The sequence below is a fragment of the uncultured Maribacter sp. genome (assembly GCF_963975365.1).
GTDB lineage: Bacteria > Bacteroidota > Bacteroidia > Flavobacteriales > Flavobacteriaceae > Maribacter.
In genome coordinates this window covers 106,566-127,315 of the sequence record NZ_CAXBGF010000005.1, presented here as the reverse complement: position 1 = coordinate 127,315, position 20,750 = coordinate 106,566, and the positions used below count along the sequence as shown (strand labels likewise).

Below are 20,750 nucleotides of genomic sequence, written 5' to 3'. Positions count from 1 at the left end.
ATGAAGAGAAGAAATTTTATACAAAAAAGCAGCTCTGCAGCACTAGCGATTTCGTTTTTCCCTACCATTTTCAATATCCAAGAAGACTATGAATATTCTATTTCAGAGCTCATGGGAAAAGAGGATATTGAATTGTTTGGAAAAGAAATCAACCTTAGAAAAGAAGCTCACGATGCCTTCTTAGAAATGAAAAAGGCAGCATATAATGACGGTATAGATCTTAAGATTGTTTCTAGCTATAGAAATTATGAGCGCCAAAAAGCAATTTTCGAGCGTAAATTTTTAACTTATACTGAAGATGATGGAATGAACCCTCTTGATGCCATCGACAAAATTATAGAATATTCTACCATACCAGGAACAAGCAGGCATCATTGGGGAACAGATATTGATGTAATTGATGGGTATAGAAAAGTTGAAGGTGATGTTTTAGTACCACACAAATATGAAAATGAAGGGCCATTTGTTGATTTTAAAAAATGGATGGATGAAAATTCTGAAACCTACGGCTTTTATTTAGTATATACCGATGATTCAAAAAGAAGAGGATTTAAATATGAGCCTTGGCATTACAGCTATGCTCCAATTTCGATACCTATGTTAGAGCAATTTAGGAGTAAAAATATTGCTTCGCTCTTACTTCGTGAAGATTATTATGGCGCAGAGAATTTTACCATGGGGTTTTTAAGATCATACATTCAAAATAATATTTTAGATATAAACAGAAACCTACTATAAGCTTTTTATACCTTAAATAATTGTATTAGAACACATTACTACGAGAAGAGGAGGTTGGAAAATTAGAATTTTATTGGTTTGGCAATTGTAGCCTTTGCATTTATCTAAAAATGGAGTAATCCCGAAGAAAATCCATCTACTGGTCGCTCACAACATATCAACATGACTTCAGACCAAGAAATTGCTATTGGTTTGCAAAACGCTCCTGAATTGGCCCAACAATATGGCGGACTTTACCCTGACCAAAGGCTACAATAGTTTATAGCATCGGTTGATCATAAATTGGTGCAACATAGTATTGCAAGAGAAACACCGTATAAATATGATTTTCATTTACTTGCCGATAGTCAAACTTGGCAAACAGCTACAATGGGCGCAACAGTTGGTGCAGGAGACATGGTAAGTATTGTCGGAAGTATTGGTCAGAACACCTTGCTAAAAAAATGGTCGTGGTGATGAATTGGAAAGTGATGAACTTGGAGTTCTTTTTATAATTCAGTCCGGATATGACACTTATGAGATGATTAAGGTAATGGAAATATTAAAAGCTGCTGGTGGTCCAAATAAAACGCCAGAATTTCAAAGCACCCACCCAGATCCCGAGAGTATACTTGAGAAAATCAAAGTTAATCGAATTTTTTGGTCATTTAATCTATAGTACGCAATACGACAACTATAATTTTTTAACTTTGGGTAAGCCCCAAGCTTATTTCGCCATTTATTTATACCTTTTATAGCTATGATTTAATCATAGAAGAACACTATAATGGGAACAATTACACATTTTAGAAGTATATACGCGCAAGCGTTCGAAAATTGTAAACCTGAAATATTGGTTATTATTTTAAAGGGCTACTCTATATTCTGTGCCCTAATGATATTTTCGGCACTATATGCTTTTGTTTATAGAGCATTTAATGGATTTGATTTTTAACGTTTTTTACTCTTTTACCTGAACACTATTTGGAGTAGAATTTTGTAATTAAAAAAGTCTCATTGAAATTTTCAATGAGGCTTTTTAATAAATTTTAAAAAAATCTTAACGTAACACGAATACCATATTTCAATACTTTATTTTAATCTGTACGAAAGCCCTGATTGTTATTCAAAATATCGATTTTTGAATTTTCTCTAACTGCCTAATGCAGTTTCTATAACAAGTAAAGCTTCTTCGGCATTAGATCATTCAGCATATCGTTTAACTGAAAAGCCTTGATTACTTTTCATGGTTAAATCTGCCCCATTTTTTAACAATAAGAACAAAACTTCTACCTTATTATAACGAGCAGCAAACATTGTTGGGGTCATGCCTAAAGATTTTTGATTAACATCTTCACCTAAATCTATTAGTCGCTTTACAGTTGACAAATCTCCTTGTATAACAGCTTTACCAAAAGAGCTGATATCTACATTAATAATAAGTTCGTGGTTTAAAACACTAGATTAGATGGTTGAGTAATTTCATTGGCCATTAAATTCGACCCCATCGTTAGTGCAACGATGGATAATGCTAGAATTGATTTTTTCATGATGAGTGATTTAATTGATGAATACAATATTGTTTATAGTAAAAGACGCTATCCATTTAAATTTGCTTCATTCGTTAACAGTGTTATAACTAAACTTTAACAAACAAATACTACTCAAAACTGAAAATTTGTTGAGATATGTTATCATATAAAAAAAGGTAAGTAATCATATAGATTTACTAAGCAGAACATAGTATTTTTGATATCTAAAACCTTAGGAAAGATGAACAAAAAAGTAATCTTAATGATATTAGATGGTTGGGGGAAATCTCCTGACCCAGAAGTATCTGCAGTTGACAAAGCCAAAACACCTTTTATTGATAGCCTATACACAAAATACGCAAACTCGAATTTACTGACCGACGGCATGAACGTTGGTCTTCCTGAAGGGCAAATGGGGAATAGTGAAGTGGGACACATGAATTTAGGTGCCGGTAGAATTGTTTATCAAGATTTAGCCAAAATCAATAAAGCGGTTAAAGAGAATACGCTAAAGGACGAGCAAGTATTAAAAGATGCTTTTGAATATGCTAACAAGAATAACAAAAATGTTCATTTCTTAGGACTTCTTAGTGATGGTGGGGTACATAGTCATACAAATCATATTAAAGGACTTATTACTGCCGGAAAAGAGTCTGGTGTTCAAAACATGTTTGTTCATGCATTTACCGATGGTAGAGATGTCGACCCTAAAAGTGGTATGGGATTTTTAGAAGATCTAGTTCACTTCTGTGCTGATAAAAACACCAAATTAGCAACCGTTATTGGCAGATATTACGCAATGGATCGTGACAAACGATGGGAACGTGTAAAAGAAGCATATGACGTTATTGTAAATGCAGAGGGCGAAAAATCAACTGACATAGTAAAAACCATTCAGAAAAGTTATGACAACGATATTACCGATGAGTTTGTAAAACCCATTGTTATGACCAATACCGATGGAACACCTATTGCAATTGTTAAAGAGGAGGATGTCGTTATTTTCTTTAATTTCAGAACAGATCGTGGTAGAGAATTGACCCAGGTTTTGAGTCAGGTAGATATGCATGAGCAAAATATGCATAAATTAAACTTGTATTATGTGACTTTAACGAATTATGACGAGTCATATAAAAATGTACATGTAGTTTACAATAAAGATAATATCATTGAAACCTTAGGAGAAGTTTTATCAAAAGCAGGTAAAAAACAAATACGAATAGCTGAAACAGAAAAGTACCCTCACGTAACTTTCTTTTTCAATGGTGGTAGGGAAGTTCCTTTTGAAGGTGAATCTCGAATTTTATGTCCGTCACCAAAAGTGGCTACATATGATTTACAACCCGAAATGAGTGCTTTCGAAATTAGGGATAAAATTATTCCAGAAATCAAAAAAGGTGAAGTTGATTTTGTTTGTTTAAATTTCGCTAATCCTGATATGGTAGGCCATACAGGGGTTATGGAAGCTGCTATAAAAGCTTGCGAAACTGTTGACGAATGTGCTAAAGATGTTATTACCGCTGCAATAGAGAACAATTACTCGGTTATTGTAATTGCTGACCACGGTAATTGTGAAACTATGATAAATGAAGATGGAAGTCCTAATACAGCGCACACTACCAACCCAGTTCCGTTAATATTAGTGGATAAAGATATTCATCATATCAATGATGGTGTATTGGGTGATATTGCTCCTACAATTTTAAAAATGATGGGTGTGGAAAAATCTAAGTACATGACCCAAAATTCATTAGTATAAATAATCGGAAGAAACCGAAAGTAAAAATATCTATGATAAAAATTAAAACGGCTGAAGAGATTGAATTGATGAGAGAAAGTGCTCTCATTGTTTCTAAAACTTTAGGAATGATAGCAAGCGAAGTAAAACCAGGAGTGACAACGCTTCAATTAGATACCTTGGCTGAAACTTTTATTCGTGATCATGGTGCTGTACCCGGTTTTCTAGGTTTATACGATTTCCCCAATTCACTTTGCATGAGCCCTAATGCTCAGGTAGTGCATGGAATACCTAACAATACCCCATTAGAAGAAGGCGATATTATTTCGATTGACTGTGGTGCATTTAAAAATGATTTTTACGGCGACCATGCTTATACCTTTGAAGTTGGTGAGGTTTCACCAGAAGTTAAAAAACTTTTAGAGGTAACAAAAAAATCACTTTATGTAGGTATTCGTGAATTTAAAGTTGGCAACCGTGTTGGTGATGTTGGTTATGCCATACAAAAATTCACCGAAGACCATGGTTATGGTGTAGTTCGCGAGCTAGTAGGTCATGGTTTGGGTCGAAAAATGCATGAGGATCCAGAAATGCCTAATTATGGAAAACGTGGCCGTGGCAAAAAATTTGTTGAAGGTATGACCGTAGCTATTGAGCCTATGACCAATATGGGCACAAAAAGCATTAAGCAATTGAAGGATGGTTGGACTATACTTACCGCTGATGGTCAACCTAGTGCTCATTTCGAGCATAATATTGCCATTGTAAACGGTAAACCTGAATTGTTATCCACATTTAAATACATATATGACGCATTAGGAATTGTAAGTGATGAAGAAGCTGAATTCACCTCTTCCTCTATAAAAAGCTAGGTATAAAGCATGAAGAAAATTTTTAAATTTTTTCTTAATCTGGTACCTAGACCTATACTAATATCGCTTAGCTATGTAGTAAAACCTTTTTTTAAGATTTACTATAAAGGCAATACTTATGAAGACCCTATTGATGGTAACACGTTTCGTAGTTTTTTACCTTATGGCTATGAAAACCCTCGTGAGAATGTGCTATCGCCATCTACCCTATCTTTGGAAAGACATCGTTTACTTTGGCTATTTTTAAAAAAAGAAACCAATTTTTTCACCACACCACTTAAAGTATTACATTTTGCACCTGAGCAAGCCTTTTACAAGCGGTTTAGAAATTTAAAGAATTTGAACTATGTAACTACAGATTTAAATTCTCCTTTAGCTGATATAAAAGCTGATATATGCAATTTACCCTTTGAAGACAATACATTTGATGTAATATTATGTAATCATGTGCTAGAACACATACCTGATGATACAAAAGCAATATCAGAACTTTATCGTGTATTAAAATCAGGTGGATGGGGAATTTTCCAGATACCACAAGATTTAAAAAGGGAAAAAACTTTTGAAGATAATTCCATTACCGATAAAGTTGAGCGTGCTAAAATTTTTGGCCAGTACGACCATGTAAGGATTTATGGAAGAGATTACTTTAATAAATTACGTAAAATAGGCTTCAAGGTCAATGAAGTAGATTTCACTAAACAACTTACATCTGAAGAAATTAACAGATATCGATTATCATCAGGAGAAATTATACCAATAGTCAATAAATAATTATTCGATCACTACATCTTTAAAGCCTTTTGTCAAATATTCTTGAGCGTCACCATTTGCATCTAAGTAAACAATATATGCTTCCATATTTTTATTCTCATTAATCAATTTAAAAGCTTCATCTAAATCCATAGCCATAAAAGCAGTAGCATAAGCATCTGCTGTAGCGCAATCATCCGCCAAAATAGTAACTGCAAGCGTATTAGAAACTTGCGTGAATCCTGTTTTAGGATTTACAGTATGTACATATCTTTTTCCGGTACTTTCGTCAATTCTAAACTTTCTATAATTACCAGAAGACGCTAAAGCCCTATCATTCAAATGAATTAAAATTTTAGTAGTTCTTTCGGTCTGCATTTGTGGATCATCAATACCCACTACCCAAGACTTATCACTTATTATGTTTCTTCCTTTACCGACTAATTCACCTCCAACTTCAATTAAGTAATTCTTTACCCCTTTCGCATTGAGCATAACAGCAATTCTATCTATTGCATACCCTTTGGCTATGGCATTAAAATCTAAATAGATATTTCTATTTGTCTTAATTACCTGCTTTTCTGAATTGATACTTACCTTATCTAAACCTACGTAATTTAATAAACTATCTACCTTAAGACTATCTAATGTAATTTGTTGTTCTGGGCCAAAACCCCAAGCATTGACCAAAGTACCCACTGTAGGGTCAAAATAGCCGTTAGTATCTTCATATATAATCTTAGATAAATGAAATACATCTTCAAACATCTTGTCAACGACAACTGAGCTATCACCCTCGTTTATTCTTGAAATATCAGATTCAGGAATATAAGTAGATAATGAATGGTTGATAGCAGTAAAAACAGAATCAATATCTTTTTGAAAATCTGTTTCACTCGCAGTAATAGAAATGACATTATAAGAAGTTCCTAAAGCCGTACCTCTGTTTTCATTACGGTGTACAGTAGCATCGTTTTGAATGCAAGAATAAAACAACCCCAAAACCATACCTAAAACAAAAATTTCCTTCCTCATATCTCAACTAAACCATCATAATCAACAATATACTCTTCATCTAAATAAACAGGTAAATTATGGTCTGCCGCATTCACCAAACCAACACCTGCATAAAAAGTACTAGCATCAAATTTTAACGCATGCTCCTTCATTTTATTCAAATCTGATTTAAAAAACTCAAAATCTTTTGGATCACCGGGGTATTCAATCGCTTTTACAACCACAAATCGCATACTCTTATCTTTAGTGCAAACAAATTGAGGATTCTTACGCAATTCGCTATTCACTGCTAAAAACTCAAACCCAGAGTCTTCTAATTGCTTACCAACAATATTCATCGCTAAATTGTGAAGCTCTTGTTCTGTTAATACATGCATTTAAATAAATTTGATAAAAAAGCCGATACTTAAGGTATCGGCTATAATATTAGATATCAGATTTTTATATATTATCCACCGAAATCATCGAAACGTATATGCTCATCTGGGATACCAAAATCTTCACCCATTTTCTGCACAGCTTTATTCATTAACGGAGGACCACAAAAATAAAGTTCAATATCTTCTGGAGATTCATGATGAACTAAATAGTTATCAATTACACAGTTGTGTATGAACCCAACAAAACCATCACCTGGAGCATCTATACTCTCTTTTACTTTCCAGTTATCAACTTCCATTGGTTCAGACAAAGCCAAATAGAATTTAAAATTAGGAAACTCTTGTTCTAACTTGTAAAAATGGTCTAAGTAAAACAGTTCACGTTTAGAACGACCACCATACCAGTAACTTACTTTTCTATTCGTTTTTAATGTTTTGAATAAATGATATAAATGCGAACGCATAGGCGCCATACCTGCACCACCACCTACATACAACATCTCTGAATCAGACTCATTGATGAAGAATTCACCGTAAGGTCCTGAAATAACCACATCATCACCTTTCTTTAGGTTAAAAATATAAGATGAAGCAACACCAGGGTTTACATCCATCCAACCATTTTTAGCACGATCCCATGGCGGAGTAGCAATACGAACATTTAACATAATCTCTCTTCCCTCAGCAGGAAAAGAAGCCATAGAATATGCTCTTTCAACTGTTTCTGGATTCTTCATAACTAAAGGCCACAAATTAAACTTGTCCCATTCTGCTTGAAACTTATCTGGAGTTTCATGCTCTTCTGGGTGAGCCGTTATATCCATGTCCGCGAATTTCACCTCACATTGTGGAATTTCAATTTGAATATAACCACCAGCTTTGTAGTTCATATCTTCAGGAATTTCTACTACGAATTCCTTAATAAATGAAGCTACATTATAATTACGTACTACTTTACCTGGCCATTTCTTAATACCAAAAACCTCTTCTGGAATAGTGATTTCCATATCTTGTTTCACCTTAACCTGACAGGCTAAACGTGCACCATGATTTAGCTCTCTTTTGGAAAAATGAGGCGTTTCTGTTGGTAAAGCTTCACCTCCACCAGATAATACATGACATTCACATTGAATACATGTTCCACCACCTCCACAAGCAGATGGTAAGAATACTTTTTGATTACCCAAAGTAGACAATAAAGACCCACCTGAAGCTACTTCAATTTTCTTCTCTCCATTTATGGTAATGGTCACAGGACCCGATGGAGAAAGCTTTTGTTTGGTAAACAACAGCAATGCCACCAATACCATTAATAATATTAGAAATGCGACAACGGTTATTAGTATAGTTCCGCCAGTACTTGCAGCTAAAATCATATTTATTTTTTTACGTCGTTATAAGAAATATCCTTTTCGTCAATTTCAGTATTCTTTTCTACTACTTCTTCTTCCAATACAGGAACTACTACCTCAGGTTCTAAACTTTGGTTAACTTGCTCAGTGCTTTCTTCAGTTTCTTCACCACCACCTGTTAACATACCACCAAAACTTTGAAATCCAATACCCATTAAACCGGTAATAATAAATGTAATACCCAATCCTCTTAACGGTGCAGGCACATTACTATATCTGATTTTTTCACGAATCGCAGCAATAGCTAAAATTGCCAAGAACCAACCAATACCAGAGCTTATACCATAGTTAAATGCTAAACCTAATGTTTCAATTTCTCTAGCCTGCATGAACAATGAGCCTCCTAAAATAGCACAGTTAACCGCAATCAACGGTAAGAAAATACCTAATGAATTATATAACGAAGGTGAAAACTTCTCAACAACTATTTCTACCAATTGTACCATAGTTGCAATGGTTGCAATAAATAGGATAAAAGATAAAAAGCTAAGATTGTAATCGGCATATTCTGGACCTAACCATACTAAAGCACCATCTTGTAATAAATATTTATCCAACAACCAGTTCATTGGTACCGTTACTGCCAATACGAATATTACCGCCGCACCTAAACCTACCGCTGTAGCAACTTTTTTGGATACAGCCAAATAAGAACACATCCCCAAGAAAACGGCAAATACCATGTTATCGATAAAGATGGATTTAAAAAATAATTCTACATGTTCTAACATAATCTCTTATTATATATCTTTTTAATTCTCCTCTACCAATGCTGGATTTCTTGAGCGTTGCACCCAAATAATAATACCTACAACAATCAAAGCTGCTGGTGGAATTATCATAAATCCGTTATTTTCATATCCGGTTGCATATAATCCAGTTTTTGTAATTGGGTCTCCTAAAACCGGATAACCAAAAAGGGTACCTGACCCTAAAAGCTCTCTAAAAAAGCCTACGATAACCAAAATAACACCATAGCCTAAAGAGTTTCCAATACCGTCCAAAAAGGAACGCCAAGGTCCGTTTGCCAAGGCAAATGCCTCAAATCGACCCATGATTATGCAGTTGGTAATAATCAAACCAACAAATACGGCCAAGGTTTTACTCAATTCATAAGCATAGGCCTTAAGCACTTGATCCACTATAATTACCAAAGCAGCTACAACAATTAACTGAACAATAATTCTGATTTTTGAAGGGATAATATTCCTCATCAATGATATGACGACATTTCCAGCAGCTAAAACAAACATTACCGAAACAGCCATCACCACCGCGGCTTTCAATTCTGCTGTAATAGCTAATGCCGAGCATATACCTAATACTTGGATAGTAATAGGGTTATTATCCGCGAGCGGATCCGTAATTAGATTTGCATCTTTTTTTGAGAGTAGTGCCATATTACTTTGCTCTAATAGTTTCTAAATAAGGTTTATATATTTTAACGGTCTCCTTAATCATAGCGGTGACACCGTTACCTGTGATAGTAGCTCCTGCCAAGGCATCTACTTCATTATCATCTTTTGTGTTGTTTAATGGATCGTTGTTACCTTTGGCAACTGCTATACCCGCATATTGAGTTCCTTTTAATATAGATTCACCTTTAAAATCGTCCATAAAATAACGCATTTTAATATTCGCTCCTAAACCAGGTGTTTCCCCTTTATGATCAAAATATACACCCTGAACCGTCATGGAATCATCTAGAGCAATAAAACCCCAAATAGCATCCCAAAGACCTTTGCCATACATTGGTATGATATAAAACTTCTTTCCATCTTTTTCACCAATAAAAACAGGTAATTTATATTCCTCACCTTTTTTCATGTTTGCCAATTGCTTCTTCAAATCAATTAAGTAAGCCTCATCATTCTGGGTGATTTTGTCTCCTTGAATAACTAATTGCTCTTTAATATAACTTGAAAATTCACCCTCAACTACATCCGTAGGAATAAAATTCACACTACCAGCATCATCTCCATTTTCATTAACACCCATTGCATAAAGGATGTTCTGCTGCTTTTCAAAACGCTCATTCTCTTTAATGTTTGGTCGTAATGCCGATGCGAAAAACGCAAGTATCGACCCCACCACTACAACCATAACAGCAGCAAAAACTACTGTATAAACGTTACTATCTGTTTTAATTGCCATAATTAAACTGTTTCAGCTTTAAGTTCTTCTGCCTTACCATCTGAATCTTTAGGATAGATAGTGGCATTTTTTAATCTTTTCATTCTATTTTTAATGTTACCTCTAATAACATAATGATCAATAGTAGGTGCAAATACGTTCATTAATAAGATTGCCAAGAATACGCCTTCTGGATACGCAGGATTAAACACTCGTATCATTACGGAAATAAATCCTATAAAAAAACCATAGAACCATTTACCCTTGTTGGTCTGAGAACCTGTAACAGGATCTGTGGCCATATACACTATACCGAATGCTAGACCTCCAACGATTAAGTGCTTCCAAAAATCAAAACTCATTAAACCGTAGAACTTACTAGATTCTGCTACCCAGCCAAAATCGACAATTTGATTAAAAATTAATCCCATTACCAAAGAACCGATTACCGCACTCACCATAATTCTCCAACTGGCAATCTTGGTATAAATTAAAAACAAACCTCCTAAAAGAATTAAAAATGCTGAAGTCTCACCTACAGATCCCGGTATAAAACCAAAAAACATATCTGAAACTGAGTATGTAATTTCCCCTCCTTTATTCTGAGCTAAATATCCTAATATGGTTTCACCAGAAATTGCATCCACATTAGTTGCACCAGCTAATATTTCTTCAGAACGCTCACGCGCACCATACACCCAAACCTTATCTCCACTCATCCAAGTTGGGTAAGCGAAGAAAAGAAATGCTCTAATTGTTAATGCCGGATTAAGAATGTTCATTCCCGTTCCACCAAAAACTTCTTTACCTATTACAACACCGAACACTACGGCAACGGCCAACATCCAAAGTGGCGTATCAATAGGCACAATTAATGGAACCAACATACCAGTTACCAAATAACCCTCTTCCACTTCATGCCCTTTTATAACTGCAAAAATAAATTCTACAATTAGACCTACCGCATAAGAAACAACTACCAATGGAAGAACTTTTATAATACCGATCCAAAAATTATCCCAAGTAAGGAAATCGTTCAATACAGAGAAATCTGCCGGAAACCCGTTTATGGCAGAATAATGTTGGTAACCCGCATTGAACATAGAAAACAATAGCACTGGAATTAGCGCCATAATCACCGTATTCATGGTTCGTTTTAAATCATCTACAGCCTTTACATGTGTACCACCTGCATGGGTAGTTTCGTCTGGCGAAAACAAAAAAGTATGAAAAGCATTGAAAGCAGGTGCCATCTTTTTACCCTGATACTTTAGCTTAAGTTCGTGTAATTTACTTTTTAAACTCATTTCTTATCCTATTTCTTTTTGCAATAAATCTAACCCCTCACGAATAATCTTCTGGTGCGGTTGTTTGGAAATACAAATAAACTCCGTCAATGAAAAATCTTCTGGAGCCACCTCATACAATCCCAGTTGTTCCATTTCATCCAAATCCTTTACCATACAAGCTTTTAATAGTTGCATTGGGTAGATATCCATTGGAAAAACTTCTTCATATTGACCCGTTACAACGAAAGCTCTGTGCTCTCCATTTGTATTGGTATCTAATTCATATTTCTTATTCGGCTGCATCCATGAGAATGTTAATGCCCTAGTTGCCGAAATTTTATTAAAGACAGGTTTGTTCCATCCAAACAACTCATAGTCGTCACCTTCCGGAATAACCGTTACCGTATTATTATAAAACCCTAGGAAACCATCTGGCTTACTTTTTGCTCCCGTAAGAACATCGCCATTTATAACCCTAAAATTCTCCTCATTAACACCACTTGCGTAAAGAAAGGTAGAAATTTCAGCACCTATCTTAGTACTGTAATATTTTGGTGCCTTAACCGATGAACCAACAAGCGCAACTACTCTTTCAGCATTGAACTTACCCGTAAGCAAATATTCACCAATAATAACCAAATCTTGAGGCGCTACCGTCCAAACCGTTTCCCCCTTATTAATAGGATCCAACTTACTTATATGAGTACCGACCAAACCAGCAGGATGTGGACCAGAAACTTTATGCAATTCAACACCTTTCAAAGAAGCCAATGGTGAATTACCTGAATCGCCTATAGTTACATGAACCTTACCAGGTGTTAGCTTACCAAGTGCTGCAACAGCCGCTTGCAATTCTTTTTCCTTACCCTGTAAAACATAATCCAAATCGGCCTGTAATGGCGCACTTGAATACCCAGAAATAAAAATTGATTTTGGAGTAGCATCAGGATTTGCAACCACATCATATGGTCGTTGCTTAATGAACGGCCAACAACCACTCTTTAACAAAGCAGCCTTCAATTCACCTTTAGTAGACTTTTCAACATCTAAAGCTTCTCCTGCAAATGTTTCTTGGGTTTTATCTGCTAATATTTTCAAGGTCAAAATACGCCTTCTCTCCCCTCTTTCAATTTCTACCAACTCTCCGCTTATTGGCGACACAAAGAGCATATCTTCTATGTTCTTGTTGTAGAACAAAGGCTCACCAGCTTTCACCTCAGCGCCTTGTTTTACTATCATCTTAGGAGTAATTCCGTGAAAATCACTTAATTGTATAGCATATACATTACTCAAAACAGCTTTCGAAGTCGTCTGTTCTGCGGAACCCACAAGGTTAATGTTGAGCCCTTTTTTAATTCGTATGTCTTTGGACATGTGTGTGTAGACCTTTAGGTTAACAAAATTTGAGCAAATTTAAGTACAAAAACTTCGTTTTCATAATTATTACCCCATAATTTAGACATTACATCGAGGTATATTTTTTAGGCATCGTTTTTGTTTACCTTTACTTAAAAAAAAGGCTACCAATGCGAATTTTCATTAAACATTTTATATGTCTATTTTTCTTGCAAAATATAGTCGCACAGGTTCAAGAAGAAGTAAATCCTCCATATAACATAAAATCAATTATCTTCAAAGGACCAACAGAAGATCAGTTTCCAATTATTAAAATCGGTGAACCTATTTATTTAGAATTTGATGATATATTAGCCAACGAGCAAGACTATTACTATAAAGTTACACATTGCGATTATGATTGGAATAAATCAAGTTTATTAAAATCGCAATATTTGGATGGTGTCGATAACCAAAGAATTACCGACTATGAAAATAGCTACACTACTCTTGAAACCTATTCCAATTATCAATTAACCATACCGAACGACAATGTGCGCCTAAAAGTTAGTGGCAACTATCTTTTAGAAGTTTATAATAGTAATTACGAACTTCAATTTTCACGTAGATTTTTAGTCTACAAAGACCTTTTAAACGTATCTGCCACAATAAAACGTTCTAGAGATTTTAATTTTATAAACGAAAAGCAGGTAGTTCAATTTAACATTCAATCATCAGGCTTCAAACTGGTTAACCCAAAAAAAGAAGTAAAAGTCACTATTTTACAAAATTATTATTGGCCCACCGCCATACAAGATATTGTACCGCAATACACCATAGGGAATGAACTTGTATATAAATACGACCAAGAAACAGCATTTTACGGAGGAAACGAATATTTACTTTACGATACGAGCGACCTTAGAGCCCCAAGCTCTCAGATTTCTAGAATTGACCTAACCGACCTGTATAATCACTATTTATTTTCTGATACTTTCAGAAATGACAAGCCATACAGCTACTTTCCTGATATTAATGGAGATTTCGTGGTTCGTACCCTGCAAGGTGACAATGCTTCTCGTGAAGCGGAATATACAAATGTTCATTTTAGCTTGCCATATAACGAATTTATAGCTTTAGATGACGTTTACATATTTGGCAAATACAACAATTATGCACTTACCGATGAAAACAAAATGACCTACAATGAAACTAACGGTATGTTGGAAGCTACACTAAAAATGAAGCAAGGTTTTTACAACTATAAATATGTATTGAAAAATGGACAAGACATTAAAGCCAACGTTGTGGGTGGTAATTTTCATTTTACCGAAAACAATTACCTTATATTTGTCTATTACCGAAACTTTGGTGACATGTACGACAGCTTAATAGGTATTGGTTCTGCCAATTCAAGAAATATCACGAACTAACTGTATATTTATGTTTTTCATCAATAATGAAAAATCAACCAACCATAAAAACCACAGGGCGATATAAGTTGCAATACAGAGGTGTTGACTGCTTAAACTGCGGACACCCTCTTGATTTAAGTGACCAATATTGTCCTAATTGCTCCCAAGCCAACAGCACCAAGAAGCTTACACTTTTAGATTTTTTCGAAGAATTTTTCTCGAACTATATCTCCTATGATTCTAAACTTTGGCAAACACTTTCGGCACTTCTACTTAAACCTGGTAAAATAACCAGAGAATATATTGGCGGTAAACGCTTATCATACACAAACCCTTTTCGTTTTCTATTAAGTTTATCAATTATCTACTTTTTAATAATAAGTTTTAATAGTGGATTTGAATCCTTAAACAAGTATGGTAGCGGGAATAAAATGCCAACTTTTGATGTTAAAAAGCAACTAAACACTTATGAGTTTGAGAATGAAGAAGAAAAAAAGGCAGCTTTGGCAGCTTTTGATTCCATAAAATTACAAAAGATTATCGGAGATATAAAAAGTGCAAAAGATTCAAGCATACTTTCAAATCCCAAAAAATATTTCAAAGAAATTAAAGACGTTGGATTTTTCAATAGATATAGTAGTAAAATAGAATTCTTCACTACCGTTATAAAAAGGGATACCATCTATAGTTTTGATGAAAGTGTTATCAAATATGAGATTACCCCTAATTTTGAGAATGAAACAACCTTTAACCTTGCGCAAAGTTTGGTGGAAATCGAAAAACGCCCTGGAACTTTTTTTAATAGTATCATATCTAAATTACCATTTGCTACATTCTTCTTCCTTCCTTTCTTTTCTTTTTTCGTTTGGATGGTCTATATCAGAAAAAAATATACTTATACCGATCATTTGATCTTTAGTTTTCACAATCAATCGTTATTCTTTATCTTGCTCATTGTTAGCAATTTGATTAACACTGTGTTCAATATTGGCAGTGAAGGAATATTTTTATTAATATTCGCAATCTACCTTTATAAAGCAATGCGAAATTTCTATCAGCAAGGAAGAGTTAAAACGATTATAAAATATATTTTCCTAAACTCAATATTTTTTATCTTAGGAGGTATAGCAATTACAATATTAATAGCTGCAAGCGTTTTTACATATTAAATATGATGATAACACAGGTAACCAAAGGCATTAAAATATCGGTTCAAACCAGTTTTGAAGGCACTTTTTTTAAAAACTACAAAATGCACTATGCGTTCGGCTACACTATTACCATTGAGAATCAAAGTAAAGATGCTGTTCAATTGACTTCTCGCCATTGGAAAATTTATGACTCTTTAAATGAAATGGAAACCTTAGACGGTGAAGGTGTTATTGGTAAAAAACCAGTAATTCAACCTGGAGATTCCCATACATATAACTCTGGATGTTTACTCACCTCTCCAATTGGTGCCATGAAAGGTCATTACAATATGAGTCGTCTTAGCAACTCTGATAAATTCAGAGTATATATACCTACTTTTAAATTTAACGCCCCGTTTGCCTTAAACTAAATCCTTTTAATCTTCTATTAGTTTTAAGTCCAACTCCCTTTTAGTACCTTTGTTCAACTTTTTAATTTAAAAATTTTGACAATGGGTAAAGGTTTTTTCCAAGTTCCTAAAGCTATTAATGAACCAATTAAAAGCTATGCACCTGGCTCTTCAGAAAGAGAAGCCGTTTTGGAACAATACAAAACATATTTTAACGGCAATGTAGATGTTCCTATGTACATAGGTTCAAAAGAGGTTCGAACAGGCAATACTAAACCAATGTCACCTCCTCACGATCACAAACATATTGTTGGCACTTACCATACTGCCGATATAAAGAATGTACAATCTGCAATAGATAGTTGTTTAGAATCCAGAACTGCTTGGGCTAATTTAGCTTGGGAGCAACGCGCAGCCATTTTCTTAAAAGCCGCAGAACTAATTGCCGGGCCTTATCGCGCTAAAATTAATGCGTCGACCATGATTGCTCAATCAAAAAACATTCACCAAGCGGAAATTGACGCCGCTTGCGAATTGATTGACTTTCTACGTTTTAACGTGGAGTATATGTCTCAGATATATGCAGAACAACCTGATTCTGCAGAAGGTATTTGGAACCGGGTCGAATACAGGCCTTTAGAAGGATTTGTTTATGCCATAACTCCATTTAATTTTACAGCAATAGCGGGTAACCTTCCTGCAAGTGCTGCAATGATGGGCAATGTAGTTGTTTGGAAACCTAGTGATAGTCAAATATTTTCAGCAAAAGTTATTGTTGACATTTTTAAAGAAGCAGGCTTACCTGACGGTGTTATTAATGTTGTTTATGGTGATCCAGTAATGATTACGAACACTATTTTAGCCAGTCCTGATTTTGCAGGGCTTCATTTCACAGGTTCAACACATGTTTTCAAAGAATTATGGAAACAAATTGGAAACAATATTCATACCTATAAAACATACCCCAAAATAGTTGGGGAAACCGGTGGTAAGGATTTTATTCTTGCACACCCGACAGCAAATACAAAGCAGGTTGCTACCGCTATTTCTAGAGGTGCCTTTGAATTTCAGGGTCAAAAATGTAGTGCAGCATCAAGAGTCTATTTGCCAAAATCTACATCTAAAGAGATATTAGAATTTGTTAAAGCTGATATCGAATCGTTCAACAAACCTGGATCTCCAGAAGATATGAGCAATTTTATTACCGCCGTAATTCATGAAGGTTCTTTTGATAAATTGGCCAAGTATATAAATCAGGCGAAAGAAGATAAAAATGCAGAGATATATGCAGGTGGTAGTTTTGATAAATCTAAAGGGTACTTTATAGAACCCACGGTTATTGTTACTACTGATCCAAAATACACAACTATGGAAACCGAACTTTTCGGACCTGTAGTTACTATTTATGTATATGATGATAAAGATTGGAGCGAAACTCTTCAATTAATAGACGGCACTTCAGAATATGCGTTAACAGGCGCTGTTCTTTCAAATGATAGATATGCTATAGAAGAGGCAACCAAAGCACTACAAAATTGCGCTGGTAATTTCTATATCAACGATAAACCAACTGGAGCTGTTGTTGGCCAACAACCTTTTGGTGGTGCAAGAGCATCAGGCACAAATGATAAAGCTGGGTCAGCTCAAAACTTGTTAAGATGGGTTTCACCAAGATTAATAAAAGAAACATTTGTTACACCTGTTGATTATAGATATCCATTTTTAGGATAAAAACACAAAAAAAGGCTGAATTTAAATTCAGCCTTTTTTAATTAATTACCGCAAATTCCATATCAAAACAATAAATTCTTACTTTTAAATTCACTAACACACTACTTAAGAAAAAGCTACTACTTATCGCAGTATTATTCTCTGCTTTCTTTGTTCAAGCTCAAGAAGGGCTTACACAGAACACCATTAAAGCTGTTTTAACCAGCAACCAATCTCAGGTAATACAATTAGCGGAAGCTTTCCCTGAAGAAAAATACGATTGGAGACCTGCAGAAGGAGTCAATTCTGTTGGAGAAGCGCTTTTACATGTTGCAACCGCAAATTATTTTCTAGCATCTAAATTAGGATTCGCTCCACCAGAAGATGTTGACATGATGTCATTAGGAAAAATTACTGGAAAGGATAATATCATAGCAACTTTAAATAAATCCAATGAATTTGTTTTAGAAAAAATTACCATGGTAGAAGATGGCAATTTAAACGAAGAAGTTGATTTTGGTTTTATGAAAGCAAATAAATTAGGTGGACTTTTAGCCATAATGGAACATAATGGAGAACATAAAGGTCAGTTAATTGCTTATGCCAGATCTAACGGTGTTGTTCCACCTTGGAGTAAGTAAAATTGCCCTTAAAGAATTATTAGCCTTCAACCATTAAAATGGCTGAAGGTTTTTTTTATACACAACCCTTCGCCTGCAACATTCATATATAAATTACAATTATTGAATTTCTTTGTAAAAGCAAATTTCATTACCCAACCAACCGACATTTAATTTATCAAAAATGAAGCATTTACAATACTCAAATGTAGTTTCAATGTAAATTTAATCTAAAATAAATACTATTTACAGCACTTCATACTTCCCTTAAAATAGAAACTAACATGAAAACCCAAAAAGCAAACACACCAATTAGAAGTTTCCAATTTCTAAGTTGGAAATTCATTAAACTATTTGTTTAAAAATACAGAAGAGCTTATTACCGAGCATTTAGTCTTTAAATCTGAAATAAGTACAGTAAAATCATCCTTTAAATTTTAATGGCAGATAGACCATTTTCTTTGTTTCAAAAAAATCTTCTTTGAAATAATCAGTTAATTCATAGACTTCGGCAGTTTTATAGTCTTTAAGTTCATCAAGCAAATCACCACCTTTTAAGTACAATATTCCATTACGAATAGAATGTGCTGATTCTTTTTTAATTTTTCCTTTTATCCAATGCACAAAAGTTGGCATAGCCGCAACAGCCCTACTGACAATAAAATCGAACTGACCCGGTATCTCCTCAACCCGAGCATTAATAGTTTTCACATTAGACAACTGCAATCCTTCAACTACCTCATCAACTACCTTTATTTTTTTTCCGATAGAATCAACCAAAGTAAAATGAACCTCGGGGAATAAAATAGCCAATGGAATACCGGGGAAGCCCCCTCCTGTTCCAACATCAAGTATTTTAGAACCATCGTTAAAGGATATGAATTTGGCAATTCCAAGTGAATGCAAAACGTGTCTTATATAAAGCTCATCTATATCTTTTCTTGAAACAACATTAATTTTTTGGTTCCAATCTTTATATAGCTCCTCTAATTTTATAAATTGATTCTTCTGATTTTCAGATAAATTGGGAAAATATTCAAATATTCTTTCAGCAGTCATCCTTATATTTGTAAATAGATTTTATTAGTATATTAAGTATTGCAAAGATTTAGCTTTTAATTAAGCTATCAAACTATTATAGAATCAATTACATATTATTAAGTAAAAGATTACCATATTATGAAACAAAATACCATTCGTTTCCCAAGAACAGATTCTGCAAAGTTTTTCAAAACTTTAAATGGAAGAGTAAATGACTATTTCAAAACAAATAAACTAAAGAAAACGGGTAATTGGAGACTCCACGTTAAAACTCTAGTGATGTTCTCTTTATTTCTCGCACCTTATTTCCTAATCTTAACTTTAGGATTGCCAAACTGGGCAAATATTCTATTGACCATTGTTATGGGCATAGGCATGGCAGGCGTCGGCATGAACGTTATGCATGACGGTAATCATGGGGCTTATTCCAATAAAAAATGGGTAAATAAATTAATGGGTAGCAGTATTTATATACTTGCCGGAAATGTTTATAACTGGCAAGTACAACACAACGTACTTCATCATACATATACCAACATTCATGAACATGATGAAGATATGGAAGCGGGTAGAATTCTACGTTTCTCTAAGCATGCCGAGTGGAAAAAACATCATAAGTTTCAACATTTCTATTCTGTTTTACTATACGGTCTACTAACATTTAATTGGGCAATAACCACCGATTTTCAACAAATGTACAGGTATATGAAGCGTAAATTATCTTACGGTAAATTACCAAGTGCTACTATGAACTGGAGTACTCTTATTGTTACAAAATTATTATACATAACTATTTGGATAGTTCTACCTATGTTAATTTTGGACATAGCATGGTGGAAAATTCTAATTGGCTTCTTTTTAATGCATTACGTTGCGGGTGTTATTTTAAGTGTAGTCTTTCAACTTGCACATATTGTTGACGATGCAGATACTCCATTACCGGACGAATCTGGCACCATGAAAAACTCTTGGGCCATTCACCAATTGTTCACTACTGTAAATTTTGGTACAAAAAACAAAATAGTAAATTGGTTTACGGGCGGATTAAATCATCAAGTAGAGCACCATATATTTCCAAACATTAGCCACGTTCATTACACAAAAATTTCGAAAATTGTGAAACAAACAGCACAGGAATTTAATTTGCCATATCACGAGTATAAAACTACTAGAAAAGCTATAATTTCGCACTTCAAACATTTAAAAGAATTAGGCAAAGAGCCTACATTGCAATACTAGAAATTTA

Annotated in this window: 21 protein-coding genes and 1 pseudogene; 12 read left to right on the top strand and 10 right to left on the bottom strand. The window is 34.4% G+C overall.

What is annotated here, in order from left to right:
- From AACZ49_RS08165 to AACZ49_RS08155, 3 genes and pseudogenes are all read left to right on the top strand, one after another.
- On the top strand, positions 1-738 hold the full coding sequence (locus tag AACZ49_RS08165) for a M15 family metallopeptidase (RefSeq protein WP_339653292.1): 738 nt from the start codon (positions 1-3) through the stop codon (positions 736-738).
- 34 nt (positions 739-772) lie between these two features.
- A pseudogene (locus AACZ49_RS08160) lies at positions 773-1,396 on the top strand (M48 family metalloprotease).
- A 108-nt stretch (positions 1,397-1,504) separates the two neighbouring features.
- Entirely contained in the window at positions 1,505-1,672 is a 168-nt protein-coding gene (locus tag AACZ49_RS08155) for a DUF6747 family protein (protein ID WP_339653290.1), read from the top strand.
- 248 nt (positions 1,673-1,920) lie between these two features.
- On the opposite strand, the gene AACZ49_RS08150 is transcribed toward AACZ49_RS08155, so the two are convergent.
- Positions 1,921-2,118 (bottom strand): ankyrin repeat domain-containing protein, encoded by a 198-nt coding sequence (locus AACZ49_RS08150; RefSeq protein WP_339653498.1) that lies wholly within the window; start codon positions 2,116-2,118, stop codon positions 1,921-1,923.
- 372 nt (positions 2,119-2,490) lie between these two features.
- Here AACZ49_RS08150 and gpmI point away from each other — a divergent pair, with 372 nt between their 5' ends.
- From gpmI to AACZ49_RS08135, 3 genes are read left to right on the top strand one after another with little or no spacing between them, the layout of a single operon-like run.
- The gene (gene gpmI / locus AACZ49_RS08145; RefSeq protein WP_339653288.1) at positions 2,491-4,008 is read left to right on the top strand and encodes a 2,3-bisphosphoglycerate-independent phosphoglycerate mutase; all 1,518 of its coding nucleotides are present in this window, start codon (positions 2,491-2,493) and stop codon (positions 4,006-4,008) included.
- A gap of 32 nt (positions 4,009-4,040) precedes the next feature.
- Entirely contained in the window at positions 4,041-4,859 is an 819-nt protein-coding gene (gene map / locus AACZ49_RS08140; RefSeq protein ID WP_339653286.1) for a type I methionyl aminopeptidase, read from the top strand.
- 9 nt (positions 4,860-4,868) lie between these two features.
- Positions 4,869-5,633, top strand: coding sequence for a methyltransferase domain-containing protein (locus tag AACZ49_RS08135; RefSeq protein WP_339653284.1), 765 nt, complete (start codon positions 4,869-4,871; stop codon positions 5,631-5,633).
- Here the strand turns inward: AACZ49_RS08135 and AACZ49_RS08130 are convergent, their stop codons facing one another.
- From AACZ49_RS08130 to AACZ49_RS08095, 8 genes are all read right to left on the bottom strand, one after another.
- Positions 5,634-6,647, bottom strand: a complete 1,014-nt coding sequence (locus AACZ49_RS08130; protein WP_339653282.1) for an FAD:protein FMN transferase — start codon at positions 6,645-6,647, stop codon at positions 5,634-5,636.
- Positions 6,644-7,006 carry a Na(+)-translocating NADH-quinone reductase subunit F gene (locus AACZ49_RS08125; protein WP_339653280.1) on the bottom strand — a complete coding sequence of 121 codons (363 nt, stop codon included), beginning with the start codon at positions 7,004-7,006 and terminating at the stop codon, positions 6,644-6,646. Before AACZ49_RS08125 ends, AACZ49_RS08130 begins: the two co-directional genes overlap by 4 nt.
- Positions 7,007-7,077: 71 nt before the next feature.
- A complete protein-coding gene (gene nqrF / locus AACZ49_RS08120; protein WP_339653279.1) occupies positions 7,078-8,385 on the bottom strand; it encodes an NADH:ubiquinone reductase (Na(+)-transporting) subunit F in 1,308 nt (435 codons plus the stop codon).
- A gap of 2 nt (positions 8,386-8,387) precedes the next feature.
- On the bottom strand, positions 8,388-9,152 hold the full coding sequence (gene nqrE / locus AACZ49_RS08115) for an NADH:ubiquinone reductase (Na(+)-transporting) subunit E (RefSeq protein WP_339653278.1): 765 nt from the start codon (positions 9,150-9,152) through the stop codon (positions 8,388-8,390).
- Between the two features lie 21 nt (positions 9,153-9,173).
- Positions 9,174-9,821 carry an NADH:ubiquinone reductase (Na(+)-transporting) subunit D gene (locus AACZ49_RS08110; protein ID WP_339653277.1) on the bottom strand — a complete coding sequence of 216 codons (648 nt, stop codon included), beginning with the start codon at positions 9,819-9,821 and terminating at the stop codon, positions 9,174-9,176.
- Position 9,822: 1 nt separating this feature from the next.
- A complete protein-coding gene (locus tag AACZ49_RS08105; protein WP_339653276.1) occupies positions 9,823-10,575 on the bottom strand; it encodes a Na(+)-translocating NADH-quinone reductase subunit C in 753 nt (250 codons plus the stop codon).
- A 2-nt stretch (positions 10,576-10,577) separates the two neighbouring features.
- The gene (locus AACZ49_RS08100; protein ID WP_339653275.1) at positions 10,578-11,861 is read right to left on the bottom strand and encodes an NADH:ubiquinone reductase (Na(+)-transporting) subunit B; all 1,284 of its coding nucleotides are present in this window, start codon (positions 11,859-11,861) and stop codon (positions 10,578-10,580) included.
- 3 nt (positions 11,862-11,864) lie between these two features.
- On the bottom strand, positions 11,865-13,217 hold the full coding sequence (locus AACZ49_RS08095; RefSeq protein WP_339653274.1) for a Na(+)-translocating NADH-quinone reductase subunit A: 1,353 nt from the start codon (positions 13,215-13,217) through the stop codon (positions 11,865-11,867).
- A gap of 152 nt (positions 13,218-13,369) precedes the next feature.
- Here AACZ49_RS08095 and AACZ49_RS08090 point away from each other — a divergent pair, with 152 nt between their 5' ends.
- From AACZ49_RS08090 to AACZ49_RS08070, 5 genes are all read left to right on the top strand, one after another.
- Positions 13,370-14,611 carry a DUF5103 domain-containing protein gene (locus AACZ49_RS08090; RefSeq protein ID WP_339653273.1) on the top strand — a complete coding sequence of 414 codons (1,242 nt, stop codon included), beginning with the start codon at positions 13,370-13,372 and terminating at the stop codon, positions 14,609-14,611.
- 68 nt (positions 14,612-14,679) lie between these two features.
- Complete coding sequence (locus AACZ49_RS08085; RefSeq protein WP_339653272.1) at positions 14,680-15,762, top strand: DUF3667 domain-containing protein; 1,083 nt, start codon at positions 14,680-14,682, stop codon at positions 15,760-15,762.
- Positions 15,763-15,767: 5 nt separating this feature from the next.
- Positions 15,768-16,154, top strand: coding sequence for a Co2+/Mg2+ efflux protein ApaG (gene apaG, locus AACZ49_RS08080; RefSeq protein WP_339653495.1), 387 nt, complete (start codon positions 15,768-15,770; stop codon positions 16,152-16,154).
- 81 nt (positions 16,155-16,235) lie between these two features.
- On the top strand, positions 16,236-17,864 hold the full coding sequence (gene pruA, locus AACZ49_RS08075; protein WP_339653271.1) for an L-glutamate gamma-semialdehyde dehydrogenase: 1,629 nt from the start codon (positions 16,236-16,238) through the stop codon (positions 17,862-17,864).
- Positions 17,865-17,938: 74 nt separating this feature from the next.
- Positions 17,939-18,484 carry a DinB family protein gene (locus AACZ49_RS08070; RefSeq protein ID WP_339653492.1) on the top strand — a complete coding sequence of 182 codons (546 nt, stop codon included), beginning with the start codon at positions 17,939-17,941 and terminating at the stop codon, positions 18,482-18,484.
- A gap of 402 nt (positions 18,485-18,886) precedes the next feature.
- Here AACZ49_RS08070 and rsmG read toward each other — a convergent pair whose 3' ends face one another.
- The gene (gene rsmG / locus AACZ49_RS08065; RefSeq protein WP_339653270.1) at positions 18,887-19,522 is read right to left on the bottom strand and encodes a 16S rRNA (guanine(527)-N(7))-methyltransferase RsmG; all 636 of its coding nucleotides are present in this window, start codon (positions 19,520-19,522) and stop codon (positions 18,887-18,889) included.
- A 120-nt stretch (positions 19,523-19,642) separates the two neighbouring features.
- Here rsmG and AACZ49_RS08060 point away from each other — a divergent pair, with 120 nt between their 5' ends.
- Entirely contained in the window at positions 19,643-20,743 is a 1,101-nt protein-coding gene (locus tag AACZ49_RS08060; protein WP_339653268.1) for an acyl-CoA desaturase, read from the top strand.
- Positions 20,744-20,750 lie beyond the last annotated feature (7 nt).